At 50.2% G+C, this 19,518-nt stretch carries 21 protein-coding genes; 2 read left to right on the top strand and 19 right to left on the bottom strand.

Features of this window, described 5'->3' with window-relative positions:
* Positions 1–32: 32 nt before the first annotated feature.
* The 12 genes from rnc to pta form a co-directional block, all read right to left on the bottom strand.
* The gene (gene rnc, locus QBE55_10730) at positions 33–743 is read right to left on the bottom strand and encodes a ribonuclease III (protein WZL78003.1); all 711 of its coding nucleotides are present in this window, start codon (positions 741–743) and stop codon (positions 33–35) included.
* Between the two features lie 39 nt (positions 744–782).
* Positions 783–2,021 carry a beta-ketoacyl-ACP synthase II gene (gene fabF, locus QBE55_10725; protein WZL78002.1) on the bottom strand — a complete coding sequence of 413 codons (1,239 nt, stop codon included), beginning with the start codon at positions 2,019–2,021 and terminating at the stop codon, positions 783–785.
* A gap of 164 nt (positions 2,022–2,185) precedes the next feature.
* Positions 2,186–2,410: an acyl carrier protein gene (acpP, locus tag QBE55_10720; protein WZL78001.1), complete on the bottom strand. Its 225-nt coding sequence runs from the start codon at positions 2,408–2,410 to the stop codon at positions 2,186–2,188.
* 64 nt (positions 2,411–2,474) lie between these two features.
* Positions 2,475–3,218 carry a 3-oxoacyl-[acyl-carrier-protein] reductase gene (gene fabG, locus QBE55_10715; GenBank protein WZL78000.1) on the bottom strand — a complete coding sequence of 248 codons (744 nt, stop codon included), beginning with the start codon at positions 3,216–3,218 and terminating at the stop codon, positions 2,475–2,477.
* Complete coding sequence (gene fabD / locus QBE55_10710; GenBank protein WZL77999.1) at positions 3,215–4,153, bottom strand: ACP S-malonyltransferase; 939 nt, start codon at positions 4,151–4,153, stop codon at positions 3,215–3,217. Before fabD ends, fabG begins: the two co-directional genes overlap by 4 nt.
* Positions 4,154–4,174: 21 nt before the next feature.
* Positions 4,175–5,161 carry a ketoacyl-ACP synthase III gene (locus QBE55_10705; protein WZL79926.1) on the bottom strand — a complete coding sequence of 329 codons (987 nt, stop codon included), beginning with the start codon at positions 5,159–5,161 and terminating at the stop codon, positions 4,175–4,177.
* 8 nt (positions 5,162–5,169) lie between these two features.
* The gene (plsX, locus tag QBE55_10700) at positions 5,170–6,177 is read right to left on the bottom strand and encodes a phosphate acyltransferase PlsX (protein ID WZL77998.1); all 1,008 of its coding nucleotides are present in this window, start codon (positions 6,175–6,177) and stop codon (positions 5,170–5,172) included.
* The gene (gene fapR, locus QBE55_10695; protein ID WZL77997.1) at positions 6,174–6,752 is read right to left on the bottom strand and encodes a transcription factor FapR; all 579 of its coding nucleotides are present in this window, start codon (positions 6,750–6,752) and stop codon (positions 6,174–6,176) included. The genes plsX and fapR overlap by 4 nt, the downstream gene beginning before the upstream one ends.
* A gap of 144 nt (positions 6,753–6,896) precedes the next feature.
* Positions 6,897–7,076 (bottom strand): 50S ribosomal protein L32, encoded by a 180-nt coding sequence (gene rpmF / locus QBE55_10690; protein WZL77996.1) that lies wholly within the window; start codon positions 7,074–7,076, stop codon positions 6,897–6,899.
* A gap of 12 nt (positions 7,077–7,088) precedes the next feature.
* Positions 7,089–7,625 (bottom strand): DUF177 domain-containing protein, encoded by a 537-nt coding sequence (locus tag QBE55_10685; GenBank protein WZL77995.1) that lies wholly within the window; start codon positions 7,623–7,625, stop codon positions 7,089–7,091.
* Positions 7,626–7,714: 89 nt separating this feature from the next.
* Entirely contained in the window at positions 7,715–8,929 is a 1,215-nt protein-coding gene (locus QBE55_10680) for an acetate kinase (GenBank protein ID WZL77994.1), read from the bottom strand.
* An 18-nt stretch (positions 8,930–8,947) separates the two neighbouring features.
* The gene (pta, locus tag QBE55_10675) at positions 8,948–9,940 is read right to left on the bottom strand and encodes a phosphate acetyltransferase (GenBank protein WZL77993.1); all 993 of its coding nucleotides are present in this window, start codon (positions 9,938–9,940) and stop codon (positions 8,948–8,950) included.
* A gap of 240 nt (positions 9,941–10,180) precedes the next feature.
* Here pta and QBE55_10670 point away from each other — a divergent pair, with 240 nt between their 5' ends.
* Positions 10,181–11,434: a nucleotidyltransferase gene (locus QBE55_10670; GenBank protein ID WZL77992.1), complete on the top strand. Its 1,254-nt coding sequence runs from the start codon at positions 10,181–10,183 to the stop codon at positions 11,432–11,434.
* Between the two features lie 30 nt (positions 11,435–11,464).
* Here QBE55_10670 and QBE55_10665 read toward each other — a convergent pair whose 3' ends face one another.
* The gene (locus QBE55_10665) at positions 11,465–12,268 is read right to left on the bottom strand and encodes a patatin-like phospholipase family protein (GenBank protein ID WZL77991.1); all 804 of its coding nucleotides are present in this window, start codon (positions 12,266–12,268) and stop codon (positions 11,465–11,467) included.
* 85 nt (positions 12,269–12,353) lie between these two features.
* Between QBE55_10665 and ylbJ the strand changes: the two genes are divergently transcribed.
* On the top strand, positions 12,354–13,565 hold the full coding sequence (gene ylbJ, locus QBE55_10660) for a sporulation integral membrane protein YlbJ (protein ID WZL77990.1): 1,212 nt from the start codon (positions 12,354–12,356) through the stop codon (positions 13,563–13,565).
* Here the strand turns inward: ylbJ and QBE55_10655 are convergent, their stop codons facing one another.
* The 6 genes from QBE55_10655 to QBE55_10630 form a co-directional block, all read right to left on the bottom strand.
* Complete coding sequence (locus QBE55_10655) at positions 13,566–14,015, bottom strand: ATPase (protein WZL77989.1); 450 nt, start codon at positions 14,013–14,015, stop codon at positions 13,566–13,568.
* Positions 14,016–14,026: 11 nt separating this feature from the next.
* A complete protein-coding gene (gene coaD / locus QBE55_10650; GenBank protein WZL77988.1) occupies positions 14,027–14,506 on the bottom strand; it encodes a pantetheine-phosphate adenylyltransferase in 480 nt (159 codons plus the stop codon).
* Entirely contained in the window at positions 14,503–15,069 is a 567-nt protein-coding gene (gene rsmD, locus QBE55_10645) for a 16S rRNA (guanine(966)-N(2))-methyltransferase RsmD (GenBank protein ID WZL77987.1), read from the bottom strand. Before rsmD ends, coaD begins: the two co-directional genes overlap by 4 nt.
* A 359-nt stretch (positions 15,070–15,428) precedes the next feature.
* The gene (locus tag QBE55_10640; protein WZL77986.1) at positions 15,429–15,632 is read right to left on the bottom strand and encodes an alpha/beta-type small acid-soluble spore protein; all 204 of its coding nucleotides are present in this window, start codon (positions 15,630–15,632) and stop codon (positions 15,429–15,431) included.
* A 117-nt stretch (positions 15,633–15,749) separates the two neighbouring features.
* The gene (gene recG / locus QBE55_10635; protein ID WZL77985.1) at positions 15,750–17,834 is read right to left on the bottom strand and encodes an ATP-dependent DNA helicase RecG; all 2,085 of its coding nucleotides are present in this window, start codon (positions 17,832–17,834) and stop codon (positions 15,750–15,752) included.
* A 2-nt stretch (positions 17,835–17,836) separates the two neighbouring features.
* Complete coding sequence (locus QBE55_10630; protein ID WZL79925.1) at positions 17,837–19,504, bottom strand: DAK2 domain-containing protein; 1,668 nt, start codon at positions 19,502–19,504, stop codon at positions 17,837–17,839.
* Between the last annotated feature and the right edge of the window lie 14 nt (positions 19,505–19,518).

Genomic DNA, 19,518 nt, shown 5'->3' with positions numbered 1-19,518 from the left:
ATCCCGCCTGACGGATCCCAAACCGATAATCCTTATCTTCTTTCACCATCTGCCTTCAACTTGTCCAGGGCATCCCGGGCGGCCTGCTGTTCCGCTTCCTTTTTACTTTTCCCCCTGCCCCGGCCAATAAAGGTATCCCCGTGGCAAACCTGAGCCGTAAACATCTTATTGTGATCCGGACCTTTTTCATCGACAATCTGATAGGTAATTCCAAGGGTGGATTTGCTTTGCAGGAATTCCTGCAGATCCGTTTTATAATCCCTGTGTCCCTTCCCGGCGATAAGGATTTCGATTGCAGGGACCAACTGCCTCAGAACGAATACCTTTGTCGTTTCCAGATTGCTGTCCAGATACAAGGCACCAATGATGGATTCCACAGCATCTGCGAGGATGGAATCCCGCACTCTTCCGCCGGTATTTTCCTCTCCCCTTCCCAACCGGAGATAATCTCCCAGCTTCAATCTTCTGGCTACCTGTGCCAAAGACAATTCAGATACGACTCCCGCACGGAGTTTGGTCAGGATTCCCTCCGGAAAATCCGGATAGGTCCGGAACAAATAATCGCTGACCGTCAGACCAAGTACGGAATCTCCCAGGAACTCCAGGCGCTCATTGAAGGGAACATCACCCTTTGCCTCATTTGCAAAGGAACTGTGGGTCAGCGCCGTCACAATCCGCTGCGGGTCCCGGAACTCATATCCCAATGCCGTATACAAACAGCCAAAGTCATCGATCTGTTTCATTTCTTTCCGTTCACATCCTTGAATTTGTTATCCGGAACTCTATTCCTCAAATTTCTTCATTATAATGCAGGCATTCTGTCCGCCAAAACCAAAGGAATTGGACATGGCGGCATTTATTGCTGCCCTGCGCCCATGATTCGGTACATAATCCAGATCACATTCCGGATCCGGAGTCGTGTAGTTGATCGTTGCCGGAATAAACTGATCCTCCAGTGTCTTGATCAGGGCAATTGCTTCAATCCCGCCGGCAGCCCCCAATAAATGCCCGGTCATGGATTTTGTGGAACTGACTGCCACCTTTGTGGTGTCACCGAACACCGATTTGATAGCGGCAGTCTCCGTCTTGTCGTTGTATTCTGTGGATGTTCCATGGGCATTGATGTAATCGATGTCCCCCGGTGCCATATTGCCGTCGTCCAGGGCTTCCTTCATGGCGCGGGCTCCTCCTTCCCCCTCCGGTGCCGGTGCGGTAATATGATACGCATCCTCAGTCAGTCCGTATCCCGCCATCTCCGCCAGAATCCGGGTTCCCCTTTTCATGGCATGTTCATAACTTTCCAGAACAAGAATCCCGGCTCCTTCTCCCAGGACAAACCCATCCCGATCCCTGTCAAAAGGCCTGCAGGCTTTTTGAGGCTCATCATTCCTGCGGGACAGAGCCTTCATGGAACTAAAGCCAGCCAGGGATAAAGGAGTAACGGCAGCCTCGGCTCCGCCGGTGATCATAATATCCACATACCCTTCCCGTATGGCCCGGTAAGCTTCTCCAATGGCATCGGTGCCGGAAGCGCATGCGGTTACCACAGTGGAGTTCATTCCCCTGGCGCCATAAGCTATGGAGATCTGATCGGCAGCCATATTGGCGATCATCATAGGTACAAAAAAAGGACTGACCCGCCTGGGTCCTTTTGTATGCAGGACCCCAGCCTGCTTCTCCATCGTTTCCAGGCCACCGACGCCGGTACCAAGCAGAACCCCGAAGCGCTGTGAATTTTCTCTGCTCCAATCTAGATCCGCCTGTTCCACTGCCATTTTGGCAGCGGCCATGGCAAACTGGGTAAAGCGGTCCATCCGCTTTGCCTCTTTTTTATCCACATAATCCTGAGGATCAAAATCCTTTACTTCCGCTGCAATCTGAGTGTCAAATTTCTCCGGATCAAAGCGTGTGATGCGATCAATCCCGGATTTGCCATCACAAAGATTCTTCCAGAAAGAATCCACATCATTCCCAAGGGGGGTGATGGCACCCATTCCGGTTATAACGACCCTTTTCCTCATTTAAAAACCTCCTGCCTGGTTGGAAAAGCATCCAGTGCTTGTATGATAAAAAATGTCTTTGCAATCTACAGGTTTACAAGCTGTGTTGCATCGACTTTATAATAAAAACAAATCATTCTTGAAAGATCGGATTCCCATTTCCGGGAATCCGATCCAGAAAACAATCAGGAATTCTTCTTGATGTAATCAACAACATCGCCTACGGTTGCAATCTTCTCCGCTTCTTCATCCGGAATTTCCATATTGAATTCCTCTTCCAAAGCCATGATCAGTTCGACGATATCCAGCGAATCGGCGCCTAAATCATCCACAAAAGATGAGTCCATTTTTACATCATCCGATTCCACGCCCAACTGTTCCGCAATAATATCCCGTATTTTTTCAAACATCCCTTTCACCTCCTGCAATAGAATTTGTACAAACAATAATAATATGTAGTACCTTTACATAATATTACATAATCATTCCGCCGTCAACATGAATTACCTGGCCGGTTAGATAACTGCTTTCCTCCGAAGCCAGAAATCCGGCCAGATACGCAACATCCTCCGGCTTTCCACAACGTTTGAGCGGTATCTTCGACAGAATACCTTTTTTTGCCTGGTCGTTTAATTCTTCTGTCATATCGGTATCGATAAAGCCGGGGGCTATCATATTAACCAGAATATTCCTTGCGGCAAGTTCCCTGGCGATGGATTTGGAAAACCCGATCACCCCTGCTTTGGATGCAGCATAGTTCGCCTGTCCGGCGTTTCCGGTGATTCCGATCACCGAAGAGATATTGATGATCCTGCCCTGCCGCTGTTTCATCATATACCTTGCAGCAGCTTTTGTTACCAGAAACACACCCTTCAGGTTGGTATTGATGACCGAATCCCAGTCTTCTTCCTTCATGCGCAGCAAAAGCATATCCCGGTTGATTCCTGCATTGTTGACCAGAATATCCAGACTTCCATAAATCTCCACTGCTTTTTTTACCATAGCCTCCACATCTTTCTGATTGGAAACATCTGCCGGAATAGGAGTCGCTTCCCCGCCCTTCTGCTGAATCTGAGTAACCACCTGTTCCGCTTTTGCACGGTTGTGCGCATAATTCACAACAACCCTTGCTCCCAGATCCGCGAGATGAATGGCGCAGGCCTTTCCAATACCACGGGAAGCACCCGTCACCAAAGCCACTTTCCCAGTCAGATTCATTTTTTCTCCTCCAATCCTGCCAGTGCCTTTTCCAGTGTTGCCTTATCCTCTATATGGTAAGAAGCAGAAGACCGGTCGATTCGTTTCATAAATCCGGTCAGGGTCTTCCCGGGGCCCAACTCAAGGAAGGTATCGACCCCACAGGAAAGCATGTATCGTATGGAGTCTTCCCAACGGACCGGATGACTGACCTGCTGAATCAGCAGCCGTTTCACATCGGCCGCAGATGAAACAGGCAACGCTTCCACATTGGTTATGACCGGAATCTCCGGATCCCTTATTGCAATCCGATCCAGCTCCACTGCCAATGCCTTTCCTGCAGGCTCAAGCAGAGGAGAATGGAATGGTCCGCTCACCTGGAGAGGTACGATCTTCTTTGCACCGGCTTCCTGCGCAAGCTCCGACGCCTTTTGGACTGCAGCAGCCCCGCCGGTCAGAACCAATTGGCCCGGGCAATTGTAATTGGCTATCCCGACTGTCCCAAATGCAGCAGCTTGCTTGCAGCACGCCGTCAACTTATCTGCATCCAATGCAATTACGGCAGCCATGGCACCCTTGCCTGACGGCACCGCCCCGTTCATGAGCTGTCCTCTTTTCCGGACCAGAGGCAGGGCATCCTCATAGGATATGGCTCCGGCTGCAACAAGAGCACTGTATTCTCCAAGGCTCAGTCCTGCGGTCATGGCCGGAACAATCCCCCTGCTTCTGAGCAGCTCGGATATTGCAGTGCTTACCATGAGAATGCCGGGCTGTGTATTCTCTGTTTTCCGGATATCCTCTTCACTGCCATGAAAAATAAGATCCACAAAATCTTCGTTCAGAATCTGATCCGCCTGATCAAATCTGTTCCGGACAATATCAGAATGTTCGTATAATTCCCTGCCCATGCCGATGTACTGAGCTCCCTGACCCGGAAAAAGAAACGCCGTTTTCATCGAATTGCCTCCCCGTACTTCTTATTTTGCCCATTTCATTATGGAGGATGCCCATGTCAGTCCGCCTCCGAACCCTACCATGCAGATGATGTTCCCTTTCCGGATTTTTCCGGATCGGGCTGCTTCATCCAATGCAACCGGTATGGAGGCTGCCGACATATTTCCATATCGGTCCAGATTGATCCACACCTTGTCCGCACTGATCTTCAGATGTTTTGCAGCCGCCTTGATAATACGGATGTTGGCCTGATGGGGAATCAGATAGTCCAGATCCTCTGTGGTAATGCCGGCAAGGTCCATTGCCTCTCTCGCTGCAGATACCATAATCCGGACGGCAAATTTGAACACCTCGCTGCCTTCCATATGCACATAGTGAAGATGATTCCTTACCGTTTCCTGTGAAGCGGGAAGCCTGGAACCGCCTGCCTGCAGCTTCAGCAGATCACCGCCGCTGCCGTCCGCACCCATGGTGCCGGACAGTATCCCATAGCCCTGCTCCACGCGGCGGACTACCGCTGCACCTGCTCCGTCACCGAACAGGACACAGGTATTGCGATCCTTCCAATTGGTAAATCGGCTCAGACATTCCGCACCGATCACCAGGACATTCCGATAGAATCCGGTTGCAATGAACTGTGCTGCAATGGAAAGGGAATACAGGAAACCGGAACACGCTGCTTCCACATCAAAGGCTGCTGCACGAACGGCTTTCAGGTTATTTTGAATCAGGCAGGCCGTGGAGGGAAAATTCATATCCGGTGTCGCCGTGGCGACAAGGATCAGATCCACATCCCCGGCCTGCATCCCGGCATCCTCCAAAGCCCGTCTGGCTGCAATGGTGCCCAAATCTGAGGTCGCCTGCTCCTTCGCTGCAATTCTTCTTTCCCGGATCCCGGTGCGGGTGACAATCCATTCATCACTGGTATCCACTAATTTTTCCAAATCCTGATTTGTCATAATCCTGTCGGGCACATAGGAACCGGTTCCAACTATGCCTGCAGGAAACAGTGTTTCTGTCATCTCTTCCCCTCCTGATCGGATACCGCATCCTGTATCCTTTCCAATACACCATTTTTCAGATATAATATGCCCTGGTAAATTGCGTTTTTGATAGCTGTCGCATTCGAACTGCCATGAGCCTTTATAATACCGCCCCGGATTCCAAGCAGCGGAGCGCCCCCGACTTCAGTGTAATCCATTCTCTTCCGGAATCCGGCCAGGCCGGACTTCAGGAAGGAATTCCCGGACGGTTCGCTTGCCGGAGCCTGTTTCGGTTCTTCCCTCATCATTTCAAGAAAGCTGAAAGCCAAACCTTCCGTATATTTCAGGATCACATTCCCGGTAAAGCCGTCGCATACCAAGACGTCTACTGCGCCGCCTGGTATTTCCCTTGCTTCCACGTTGCCCTGAAAACGGATTCCCTTTCTTTTCTCCAACAGTTGATAGGCAGACCGATAAAGCCCGCTGCCCTTTGTCCTTTCTGTACCGACATTCAACAGACCCACAGTGGGATGGGGCCTGCCCAGGACTCTTTCCATGTAAATCGTGCCCATCGCAGCAAACTGTGCCAGATTCTCCGGCTTGCACTCCGTATTGGCGCCCATATCCAGAAGCAGGGTCCCACCTTTCCGATTTGGCAGGATGGACGCCAGCGCAGGACGGTCAATTCCCCGGATCCTTCCGACCTTCAGCATGCCGCCTGCCAACAATGCTCCTGTGGCGCCGGCGGAAATCAGGACACGGTCCGGGCTCTCCCGGACAAGCTCCAATCCTTTCACTATGGAGGAATCGGACTTTTTCCGGATGGCTGCAACCGGACTGTCCTCCATGGTAATGACCTGGGAAGCTGAAATCAGATGGAAACGATCCATTGGAGCGTTCTGCTTTTGGAGCTCTGCTTCCAGGCATTTTCGGTCCCCGATCAGGGTGATGTCAATGTTATAATCCAGAACAGCTTTCACACTGCCCCGGACGATCTCCCGGGGAGCATGATCCCCTCCCATGCCATCCACGATGATTTTCAATTTGATTTCCTTCCTTCCCCAATGGATACCAATATAAATTTACCGCGAAATGCTTCCTCCTGCCCCACTCTGATAAAGACCCATACAAAATATTTATTGCCCCGGGTACGCACAACCTGCGCCTTCGCCACCAGTTTATCACCTGCAAAAATCGGTATTTTGTATTTGATATTGGCGACTCCCGTCAGGGCAACCTTTGCATCAATGACAGCTATGGCGAGGGATTCGGCCTGGGCAAATATATAATGGCCGCGAACAATCTGCGTTCGTTCAAATACCATTTCCTCTGTCGTCTGCAGAATGGAAATCCCCCGGACCCCCAGATCCAGATCCACAATGTCGCCGATGACCTCTGTAGCATCCATTGTCCGAAGCTTTTTCTGATTTTCGGAAGCAACATGGCGAATCCGTTCTCTCAGCTCCGGTATCCCCAATTCCAGTCGATCCAGCCGGATGGTCTGAATACTGACATGAAATGTCTCGCTAAGTTCTTCATCTGTAATAAAAGGATCTTTCTTCAAAGTATCAAACAATCCCTGCTGTCTTTCTTTCTTCAGCGGCGTATACTTGCTCAAATAACTCACCCCGAACAAATATAATACTTAGGATCTCGTATTAGTATCAAGTATTAAGATCAGTATAAAGTATTTACACTTGTTTTGCAATACTGAATCCCTTCATTTATTGAAAAAAACTGCCCTTTTCGGACAGTTTTCTTTTCATTCTGCTTCTTTGATAACCTGTTTCTCATCATAATAACCACAATGTTTGCAAATGCGATGCGACAATTTGGGTTCCCCACATTGGGGGCAGGTCACAATTTCCGGTGCGCTGAGCTTCCAATGGGCTCTTCTCTTATCCCGTCTTGCCTTGGACGTTTTCTTTTTTGGTACTGCCATTTCCACACCTCCTTATTGATTGAAAAAGTAATCCCGGAGAGGCTTGAGCCGTTCATCAACCGTAAGTTCCGGATCCGTTTTCCCGGTGATGGTGCAGGAGCATTCCCCATCGTTCCGATTGGCCCCGCATACCGGACACAGGCCCTTGCAATCCTTCCGGCATCGTCTTCGGATGGGAAGCTCCGATAAAAGAAATTCCAGGACGATTTCAGAAAGGTCCACTTCATTTCCTTTATACACAAAATAATCCGGGTTTTCCTTATTCGGAGCACTTTTCAGCCTTGCCTCAATGGGAAAGTCAAAACCCTGCACATAACTCTCCAGGCAGGCTCCACACTGCAGGATGATATTGCCCTTTACATCTGCAGTCAGCAACAATACATCCCCTCCGTTGAAAATCCTGCCCTTCACGTGCAAAGGATCCCGGAACCGCAAGGGCTCTCCCTGCCAGATCATATCCTCTGGAATCCACTTCCGGTCAAAATTCTGTTCTGCAGCAATTTCCCTTCGGATATTCGTTATGTCGATCTTCAGAGGCTTCATCTTCATCTCACAACCTTTGACTTATAAATTATATGAATCCTCTGCCGGTTTGTCAAGTAGCGAAAAGCAGGTCGGATTCCCAAGGGAAAACAAAATCAGGATCCGGGATGCACCAATTCCATCGTTTCCCGGGCAATCATCAATTCCTCGTTGGTCGGTATGACCAATAGCTGAACCCTGGAATCCGCAGTGGAAATGATACCTTCCTTTGTTTTCCAGCTTGCTATATTCTGATTCTTTTCCGGGTCAATCCTTACTCCCATGTAATCCAGACCCTGGCAGGCAGCTTCCCGGACACAAACCGTATTCTCACCAACACCGGCTGTAAATACAATACAGTCCACCCCGTCCAGAACCGCTGCATAGGCGCCAATATATTTCTTCACCTGATAGCTGAAAACATCCAATGCCAGCTGAGCCCGCTCCACGCCTTTCTTTGCAGCAGCCTCCAAATCACGGAAATCACTGCTGATACCGGAAATTCCAAGCATACCGGATTCCCTGTGCAGGAGATTGTAAACCTGATCCTCGGTCATATTTTCCTTTTTTATCATATAATTTATTATGGCCGGATCAATACTGCCGGAGCGGGTCCCCATGGGAACACCGGCCAGGGGAGTAAAGCCCATGCTGGTATCCACAGACTTCCCATAGCGGATCGCTGCAATACTGGAGCCGTTGCCCAGATGGCAGGTGATCATCTTCAGGGACTCCAGCGGCCTGTGCAGGAATTGAGCGGTACGACGTGCCACATACTTGTGGGATGTTCCATGGAATCCATATTTCCGGATCTGATATTTTTCATATTGCTCATAGGGAAGGCCGTACAGAAATGCCTTCGGCGGCATGGTCTGATGAAATGCCGTATCAAAGATGGCGACCATGGGCGTATCCGGCATCACCCTGCGACATGCTTCGATGCCCATGATATTGGCCGGATTCTGCAGGGGAGCCAGATCGATGTTTTCCCTTATGGTCTCCACAACCTGATCATTAATCAGAACAGGCTGAATCAATTTCGTGCCGCCGTGCAGAATGCGGTGCCCTACTGCATCGATCCCGCTCATATCCTTTATGACCCCATACTCCGGAGAAACCAGGGCTTCGATGATCTTCTTGATGGCATCTTCATGATTTTTGAATTCTGCAGTTATATTTACTGTTTCTTTCCCGGCCGGGGTATGCTTCAGACAGGATCCTTCCAGACCGATGCGCTCCGCATTGCCTTTGGCCAGAACGCCTTCCTCCTCCATGTCAATCAGCTGGTATTTCACGGAAGAACTCCCCGCGTTGATTACCAATATTTTCATTTGATCAAACACTCCTTATTACTCCAATCCCGCCTGAATGGCGGTAATGGCAACGACGTTCACAATATCGCGGGCATTGCATCCGCGGGACAAATCATTGACCGGCCTGGCCAGCCCCTGGCAGATCGGTCCGACCGCCTGCGCATTTGCCAGACGCTGCACCAGCTTGTATCCGATATTGCCGGAATCCAGATCCGGGAATACCAATACATTGGCTTTGCCTGCCACCTTGCTGCCGGGAGCCTTGCTCATTGCCACGTCTTCGACCAAAGCGGCATCAGCCTGCAGCTCCCCGTCAAATAAGTACTCCGGAGCCGATTTCCTGGCCAGTCCGACAGCTTCCCTTACCTTGTCCACCCGATCATGGGATGCGCTGCCCTTGCTGGAAAAGGACAACAATGCCGTAACCGGCTCCATGCCCACAATGGTTTTTGCCGTCCTGGCGGTGGATACGGCAATATCCGCAAGCTGCTCTGCAGTGGGATCCGGATTGACGCCGCAGTCTCCGAAAACAAGAACCCCGTCATCTCCATATCGGGAATCCGGCAGTTCCATGACAAAGCAGCTGGATACCACCGATATCCCGGGAGCCGTCTTGATAATCTGAAATGCGGGACGAAGGACATCTCCGGTAGCATGAACCGAACCGGCTGTCATACCGTCCGCATCCCCCATTTTAACCATCATAGCCCCAAAATAAAGCGGATCTTTCATGATTTCGGCAGCCTTTTCAGGGGTCATTCCCTTTTTCTTCCGAAGCTCCGTAAATTTTCTTACATAGGACTCCATTTTATCCGAATGCAGATAATCCAGAATCGTAACATTGGTCAGATCCGCTTCTTTTGCCTTTCCGAAAATGTTTTCCGGATCACCAAGAAGAATCACCTTTGCAATGCCCTCCCTGGCAAGGATGGAAGCGGCTTCAATCACCCGCTGCTCCTCTCCTTCCGGCAATACGATTGTCTTACCCAATTTGGATGCTCTTTCGCGTATCTGCTGCAATACAGACATTTATCCAACTCCTTTCCCTGTCCATTACAAACGAATAGGATCATATTAAAAATAGTCAACCAGATAATTATTCTACATAAAAGTCAAAATTCCTCCATATTATTTATTACAGGACCTTTTTGTCTTGCCCGGCCAATGGAATTTCTATATAATTACAACAGGAAGATTTTTCGGAAAGATCTTCCCCGCCGCTAAATATTATTCCAATGGAGCGGACTACTATCCATAAGGGAGCAAACAATGAAAGTTCTGGGAATCATAGCAGAATACAATCCTTTTCATTATGGACATCTTTATCACTTAATGAAATCAAAAGAGTTGGTACGACCGGATTTTGTCGTCGTCGTCCAGTCCGGCAATTTTACGCAGCGAGGAGAAGCTGCCATTGCCGATAAATGGATACGGGCAGAAGCTGCCGTACACTGTGGAGCCGACCTGGTGCTGGAACTTCCGGTCGTCTACGCGGTTCAAACCGCTGAGCTCTTTGCCTACGGTGCCGTTCAGACTCTCAATCATACCGGGCTGACCGATTATCTCAGCTTCGGCAGTGAAATCAATGATTTGGAGCAGCTGAAAACCATCGCAGAACTATTTGTCCCGGAAAGCCAAGTTTATCGGAACAATCTGAAATCCTTTCTGCAGCAGGGATTGTCCTTTCCTGCTGCAAGATCTCAGGCTGTCCTTCACTATCTGGCCCCTTCTTCGGAAGAATCCGCCGGGAGCATCAGAAGTATTCTGTCCGACAGCAACGCCATTCTGGCAGTGGAATATCTGAAAGCGCTGAAGCAGACCGGAAGTCCGATTGCCCCGGTAACCGTTCATCGCATTCGCTCCTCCTACGGCTCCCAACGGATCAAAAAGGGAATCACAAGTGCCGCCTCCATCCGAAAGGAGATCCTTCAGCACGGGCTGGACAGCAAAGTGGAAAATGCCGTACCGCAGGCCGTCTTTCAGATATTATCCGATGCCTTTGCGGACGGAATGGGGCCAGTACGCACGGAATCCCTGGAAAATTTGTTCCTGGGAATCCTAAGACGCAGTACCACAGCAGAAATAAAATCCTGGATGGATGTCAGCGAAGGTTTGGAAAATCGGATCCGAAAATCCGCTCAAAATGCGTCCAGCCTGGAAGAGCTGATTTCCTCCCTGAAAACCAGGCGATATACGCAAACCAGACTGCAGAGGATATTGGTCCATGGTCTGCTTGATCTGACCACGGAAACCTTCCGCACGCTGAATGACGACACGGGCCCGAAATACCTGCGCATCCTCGCATTCTCCGAACATGCTGCGCCCCTTCTGAAGCAGCTGAAGAAAACAGCCCGTGTCCCCATTATCACGAAAGCTGCCCATATTGCCAAGGAGGGAAAGCCCGTCCAGGAAATGTTCGCATTTGACCGGCTGGCCGGGGATCTTTACAGTCTGGGAATGAAAAACCCAAATGGACGCAAAGGGGACAGGGATTTTACCCACAGGATTCTGCCCATTCCGTAATTTAACTGCTGCCAGGAAAAAAGTCTTATTTTATTTTCCCGGTTCCGGCTGCTCCGGATCCTGCCCCTGCACCAGAGTCTTCAGTTGATCCACAGATTTCAGCGCTGCTTCTTTGCCGGCTTCCACTGCGACGTCCACATTCTCCAGGGACATGGGATTGGGGAGATACACCTCCGGACGGATCATAATGTCACCCGTGGGAACAGTGTGTTTTAAAATCTCCAGATCCATTACCTCAATGGTCTGAAGGATGGTCTCCACAAAGTTTTCCGGAGGACGATGCTTTCCGTGGAATGCCACATCCACTCCTATTACAATGTCTGCCCCCATTTCACGCACAACACGCACCGGAACACGCTCCAGAATGCCGCCGTCAATCAAAACCCTGTCGCCGTCCGGTACCGGATGAAAAATCCCCGGAATGGAAACACTTGCACGCACTCCCTTATATACTTTTCCTTCGTTGATCACCACCCGCTCATTTGTGATCAGATCCACGGCAGTCACTCCCAGGGGAATGGGCAGATCCCTAAAGTCCATATTCCGGGTAAGGAGCTGAATCAGCTCTTCCAGCCGCTTTCCCCGTATCAGGCCCTTTCTGGAAAAGCCGACGTCATAGCAGAGCTTTGCATTGACATTGTTGGCAATCCCTTCGATCATATACGGAGTTGCTCCGGCGGCGTACAGGGCACCGATAATGGCTCCCATGCTGCTCCCGGCTATGTAGTCCGGCTTTATCCCAATGTCCTCCAGCACCTGAATCACACCGATATGGGCAAAGCCCCTGGAGGCACCGCCTCCCAGTGCAAGGCCGATTTTCGGTTTTTGGTTCATAGAATCCCTCCTTATCCAATACATATATTATTGGATAAACTTACGGATTGAAAACAGTAATCTGATCATCTTCAGGAGGCTTTATATGAATCATCAGAAATCCAGGACCTGGCATGCTGCTCTTCCCGGTCTGACTGCCCTTCTCCTCTTGATATCCATTCTGGCATTCCCAAAAGAAGCTTACAAAGCCGCCCTGTCCGGGCTGGATGTTTTCCTGCATTCAGTATTTCCGGCCCTTCTTCCCTTTTTTATTGCATCGGAAATCATGGCAGGACTGGGGGTGGTGGATTTTTTGTCTGTTCTCCTGGATCCGGTTATGGGGCCGCTCTTCCGTTGTCCCGGTTGCAGTTCCTTTATCTGGATCATGAGTATCACCTCCGGATATCCAACAGGGGCTCGGCTGGTTTCCCTGTTTCGGAAGCAGAAAAAAATCACCGTGGACGAAGCACAGCGAATCCTGAGCTTCTGCTCCACTTCCGGCCCACTGTTCCTGGTGGGGGCTGTGGCCGTCGGTATGCTGAACAGTCCGGAAAGCGGAACAATTCTCCTGCTCAGCCATTTCAGTGCAGCCATCCTGATTGGCCTGGCATTCCGCTTTTATCATACCAAAGGCGAAAAGAGGCAAAAATCCTCTGTTCGTCTTTCCAAAGCCCTGTCGGCTCTCAGCGATGCAAGGGAACGGGACGGCAGACCCATCGGAGAGCTCCTTGGTGACGCTGTCCGGAACTCCGTCAACGTCCTGCTGATGGTGGGAGGCTTTATAGTGTTTTTTTCCGTAGTCATCGATCTGCTGATGAGAATCAAAGTAATCGATGCGATTGCCACTGTCGTGTCCATTCCTCTTAAGCCATTCCATATCGGCCATTCCCTGGTAAAGTCCATCATCGGTGGAATGCTTGAGGTAACCACCGGCGGAAAACTGGTCAGCATGACTTCTGTTTCCCTGCAGCAGAAAATTGCAGCCGTCTCCTTTCTGGTTGGATGGAGCGGACTGTCTATCCATGCGCAGACTGCCAGCCTCCTGTCCGGAACCGGGGTGCGATTCAGCCTGTATGCCCTGTGCAAATTCCTTCATGGGATCCTGGCTGCCCTGCTGTCCATTCCGTTGACCCGGTTGCTTTATCCCGCAGCATCGGAAGTATTTCGCCCTTTCCCGGGAGCCTTTTCCCCGGGGTGGAAGGAGATCCTTCTTTCGTCCCTGCATCTGCTTGTTGCAGGTATCCTCTGCATCGCCCTGCTTGCCGTCCTGTGCTGTCTTTTCGAAAAATCGGAAAAAGCCCGGTCGGGCAGACACTGATCACCGCTTTTTGACGTTCAGTTCCTGGCGGTTGCCGCGCAGGATCTGCAGCTGCTCTGACAAATATCCATCCACATTCTCCAGAAGGTTATCTGCATATTCCTTTGCCCCCAGGCGGATTTCCTTGGCACTGTTCTGAGCATTTTCTGTAATCTCCCTTGCCTGCTGATAGGCGCTCTGGGTAATTTCATTGTCATCCACCAATGACTTGATCCGCTGCTCCGCCTCCGTGGAGATGGTATCCGCTTCCTTCTGCGCCTCCACCAGAATCCGCTGACGTTCTTTCTTGACCCACTCTGCCTGTTTCATTTCTTCCGGAAGACTGAGCCGGATTTCCTTTATCGTTTCCAGACACTTGTCCCTGTCAATCAGTGCCCTGGAAGCAAACGGAAGATTCGCTCCCTTTTGCAGTTCATCCTCCAGAACGTCCAAAAGACCGAAAATATCCATGTTCTCCACCCCTATTCCCTGAACTTGTCCAATATGTCCTTCCTTACTACATCCGGTACAAAATCCCGGATATCGCCTCCAAGACCTGCGACCTCCCTGACCACAGCGGAACTTAAATAAGCATATTTCGGATTGGTCATTAGAAACAGAGTCTCCACATCCGGCAGAAGGCTGTGGTTCACCGATGCCATCAGCAATTCATATTCAAAATCGGCGTTTGACCTCAGGCCCTTGATAATGAAATCGGCCTTTCTGTCTGCAACAAAACGAACCAACAGGCCATCAAAATGTGCCACTTCCACATTGGGAATCTCACGGACCGATTTCCGGATCAGCTCCATACGCTCTTTTGCTGTAAACAATGGGTCCTTGCTCTGATTCTTTACCACTGCAACAATGAGACGGTCAACCATCCGGGAAGCCCTTTGAATGATGTTCAGATGTCCGTTGGTAATGGGATCAAAACTACCGGGATATACTGCTGTTTTCATTTCTGTGCTGTTTCCTTTCCATAAAAGCTGACGGCGGTGTTCCCATATTTACGCATATCATATCGGATAAAACCGCCGATATTGTCCTCCTGTTCATCCTGAAGCAAGTGCTCCACAACGATCTTTCCGCCGTCTGCCACCAGATGGGAAACATCCAATGCGGCAATCGTCACGGCCTCCAGATCGCTGTCATAGGGAGGATCCATAAAAACAATATCAAACACTCCCCGCCTTGCGGAAAGCAGGGAAATCGCCCTTTGGACATCCTGTGCGAGAATCTCCACAGCATCGGTATAATGCAGTGCCTGACAGTTCTCACGGAGAACCGCCAACGCAGCAGGAGCCCTCTCCACAAAAACCGCATTTCGACTCCCCCGGCTCATCGCCTCCAGTCCTAAATTTCCGGTACCGGAAAAAAGATCCAATATTGAAGCTCCATACAATCTGGGCTGAAGAATATTGAATACCGATTCCTTTACCCGATCGGTGGTAGGCCGGGTGCTCCTTCCGGGGACAGTCTTCAAAATCCTGCCTTTGCACTCTCCTGCTATAATTCGAAGCATGATCCACGATCCTTCCCATTCCCTGAATTTTCTCGTCGGTGATTTTATTTTAACATAATCCCAAATAGTGGACAAGAAGGAAACATGCATAATTTATTCCTGACGGTTAATAATAGGAGTATTGAGAGCAAATCTCAATATTCCCCATAGAGCTCTTCCTTCAATTTCTCCTCTCCAACACTGGTGATGAAACAACGTCACCAGTGTTTTCCTTCAAAGGAAAATTGACAGAAAATGATCCGGAAAAACCAATGGCTTTCGGAGAGGGCGGACATCCTCTCCGAAAAGGCGGGAACAGCAAAAAGGAACGGATACCATCCGTTCCCTTCGTTATTTGTTCAAATAACTTCCGGTCCCTTTTATCTTCCGCTCATCTGTTTCTCTGCCTGCTCAATCATTCTCTTTACCATATATCCGCCGACATATCCGTTTTCCTTTGAAGTCAGATCACCATTATATCCTTCCTTCAGATTCACACCCAGCTGTCCGGCCACTTCATATTTCATGTTGTTCAAAGCATTTTTTGCCTCCGGGATCATCTGACGGTTGTTGGTCTGCGCCATGAATCCTCACCTCCTGATTGATAGGGTACTATTACTTTGTCCAGTCCGCCCGTTTTTAACCAGGATGGCAACAGGTATTTTCTTCTAAGACAGGAGAATTGCTCTATACCTGTAATGTCATGCCGAAACGATTTCCCCGGACTCCCGCATGAATTGATCTACGGATGCTTTTACATAGGCACGGTCCCAGGAACCTTCCGGATGATGTACCATTCTATCCGCCTCTTTGCCGGCCAGCTGCAAAAGCGCAGAATCCTTCAGCGGGTCGGCTATCCTGAAATCCGGTATGCCATGCTGCCGTAATCCATACAGGTCCCCCGGCCCTCTCAGTTCCAGATCCTTCTCCGCAATTTCAAATCCATCCGTGGAGTGCACCAGGGTTCTCATACGTGCAATGGCCCGTTCTTCCTTTTGATCTGAAATCAGAATGCAGAAAGACGGCTGATTCCCCCGTCCCACCCTGCCACGCAGCTGATGAAGCTGTGCCAGGCCAAAATGATCCGCATTTTCAATGACCATGATCCTGGCATTGGGTACATCCACACCAACCTCAATTACTGTGGTGGAAACCAACACCTGCACTCTGCCGGCCGCAAAGTCCTCCATGACCTGATTCTTATCCTGTGGCTTCATTCTGCCATGAAGCAGGCCCATACGGATTCCGGACAAGAGTCCGTGGGACAGTTCTTCATAGACTTCTTCCACGGAATGGATATCCGGCTTTGCTTTGGATTCCTCCACCAAAGGGCAAACCACGTAGGACTGGCAGCCATCTTTTGCATATTTCCGGACAAACCGGTAAATTCGCTCGCGATAGAACATCGGGACACAATACGTACGAATTGGAATTCTGCCGGGAGGAAGGGAATCAATGACGGAAAGATCCAGATCCCCGTAAAGAACATGTACCAGAGTCCTTGGTATGGGAGTCGCGGACAAAACCAGAACATGGGGAACGGTTCCCTTCTCCTGAAGCATAGCCCGCTGCCGCACCCCGAAACGATGCTGTTCATCTGTAATGACCAGTCCCAGGTTGCGAAAGGCAACATCCTCCCGGATCAAGGAATGTGTCCCGATCAGGATATCAATTTCTCCATCCGCAAGGGCTTTCTTCACCTGCTTTTTCTGAGACTCCGTCCTGCTGCCTGTCAGGCATTCCAGGCGTATCCCGCTGCCTTCCATCATCCGGTTCAATGTTGCCAGATGCTGCCTGGCCAGGATTTCCGTCGGAGCCATCAGGGCTCCCTGGTATCCGGCGGACGCAACCACAAATAACGCAGCTGCAGCAATGACGGTTTTCCCGGATCCCACATCTCCCTGTATGAGTCGATTCATGCTATTTCCACCGGACAAATCCTTCAGGACTTCGTGCAATACCCTTGTCTGGGAATCGGTCAGGCGAAAGGGCAGACGATTCAGAAAGGCGTTCAGTTTCCCCTGTGAAACAGGAATCGGGATTCCTCCCTTGTTGCTCCCGGTATGTTTCCGGATAAATGCCAGTGCCGTCAGCAAGGACAAAAACTCCTCAAAGGCCAGCCTCTGCCGTGCCTTTTCCTGCCGGTCCCGGCTCTCCGGAAAATGAATGCTGCGCCAGGCTTCTGCCCGTCCGGGAAATCCATATTTTTCAGACAGACGGACATCCACCCTGTCCGGATCTCCCTGCCCATCCGGCAATCGTTTCAAAGCCTCGGAAACAATATGACGCAGATCCTTCTGGGTCAATCCGTCAGTCAGGCGATACAGCGGAAGATATTGTTCCCGGCTATGATGCTTTTCTTCATAGTTTTCCACGAATGGATTTTGAATCTGCATACCGGACGGCCCTTTAGCTGCCTTGCCCATTACAAAATAATGATGATTGTGCTTACAGTTCCTACCGCGATAAGGCTGGTTGAACCATATGCATTCCACGGTGCCGGTCGAATCCCTGCCTTTCATGGAAGTCATGCTGAACCCTTTTCTGATCCGGTTTACACGCGGAGGAGAAATGAATTCCAGACACAGCGAAACATCCTTTCCGTCCGAAACGGAGGATACGGGCTGTACGGCTCTTCGGAGCTCATATTCCCCTGGAACATATCCCACAGCATCCAACAGGGTTTCGATCCCCAGCTTCCTGCATAAATCTGCTTTTTTGGGACCAATTCCCCTGATTGTCTGAATGCTGTCCGACAGGCCATTTTTTCCTGCTTGCTCTTTCACTTTTATTCCACGGAAACGATATAGTAATACAACGGCTGTCCCCCGGAAAGAACCTCGACCTCCAGATCCGGGTAATTCTCACTCAGGTAGGAACCAATGCTTTCCGTATCCTCCTCCCTGGCATCGCTGCCATACAGTATGGTGGCGATTTCGCCATCCTCCTGCTGCAGCATGGCATCCAGCAGCCGCCTGGTGACATCCGCGATATCTTTCCCTACAACGGATATTCTGCCTTCCATCATACCCATGATATCTTCCTTTTGAATCGCAAGTCCATCCACATGGGAATCCCGCACTGCATAAGTCACAAGGCCGGTTTTCACCTGACTCATCGCCCTGGTCATGGCAGCCAGGTTGGATTCGGCATCTGCTTCGGAATTATAGGCAATCATGGCAGCCATTCCCTGCGGAATCGTCCGGGACGGAACAACATGGATCTTTTTCTCGCTGATTTCCGCCGCCTGGTTGGCTGACAAGACAATGTTTCCATTGTTGGGCAGTATGAAAATTTCCTTTGCATTCACCTGATTCACGGCATCCAGAATATCTTCCGTACTGGGATTCATGGTCTGTCCGCCCTCAATAATATAATCCGCATTTAAATCCTGGAAAATATTTCTAATCCCTTTCCCCATGGAAACGGATACCATACCGGTATCCTTCTCCGGCTCCCCGGGTTCCTTTTCTTTCTCCGGCAGCTGCGCTGCAGTTCCCATGTCGATCACATGATGATGCTGTTCCTTCATATTATCAATCTTGATACCGGAAAGCTCACCGAATTGCAATCCCAATTGTAGGCCTTTTCCAGGCATATTCGTATGAAAGTGGATCTTGATCATATCCCTGTCCCCTACAACAACGATGGAATCCCCCAATCGTTCCAGTCTCCTCTTCAGCTTTTCAATGTCTTCTTCACGGATATACGGATATAGATGCTTGATAAAAAATTCCGTGCAGTAAATATATTGAATGGATCCTTCCGGGACGCCTGCCGGGCCGGAAGCCGCATCCCCTGCCGAAGCGGGAACCGGCTCTCCCCCGCCCGTGGAAATTTTGGAATCCGGGAGCCCATAGGAAACCTCCGGATCAAAATCGCCCTCCAGAGCATGAAACTGTCCCATCAGAATGTAAACCAGACCCATACCGCCGGAATCCACCACACCGGCTTGTTTTAAAGTCGGAAGCATGTCCGGGGTGCGATCCAGGGTTTCCTTTGCCGTATCGATAATTCGGTCAAAAAACACTTCAAAATCATGGATCTGTCCGGCAATCTTTTTTGCTTCCTTCGCCGTTTCACGGGCAACGGTGAGGATGGTACCCTCCACCGGCTTCATCACTGCCTTATAGGCCATATTTACACCGGACTCCAGGGCATCCGCAAATTCCGCTGTCGTAATCTCTTCCTTCCCCTGCATGGATTTGGCAAATCCACGGAATAATTGGGAAAGAATCACTCCGGAGTTTCCCCTTGCACCTTTCAGGGAGCCGCGGGACAAGGCATCTGCGACCCGGGATAGATCCCCGGATGAAGCTGCCTGAATCTCCCTTGCAGCAGATAACATGGTCAGAGACATATTGGTACCGGTATCTCCATCCGGTACCGGGAAAACATTCAACGAATTCACTGATTCTTTATTATCTTCCATAAACTGGGCAGCCGATAAAAGCATGAGCTTCAGCTTTG

The sequence above is a fragment of the Eubacteriales bacterium mix99 genome (assembly GCA_038396605.1).
Classification (GTDB): Bacteria; Bacillota; Clostridia; order Caldicoprobacterales; family DTU083; genus UBA4874.
Note: the sequence above shows the minus strand (reverse complement) of the source record. Positions and strands in the feature narration are given on the sequence as shown.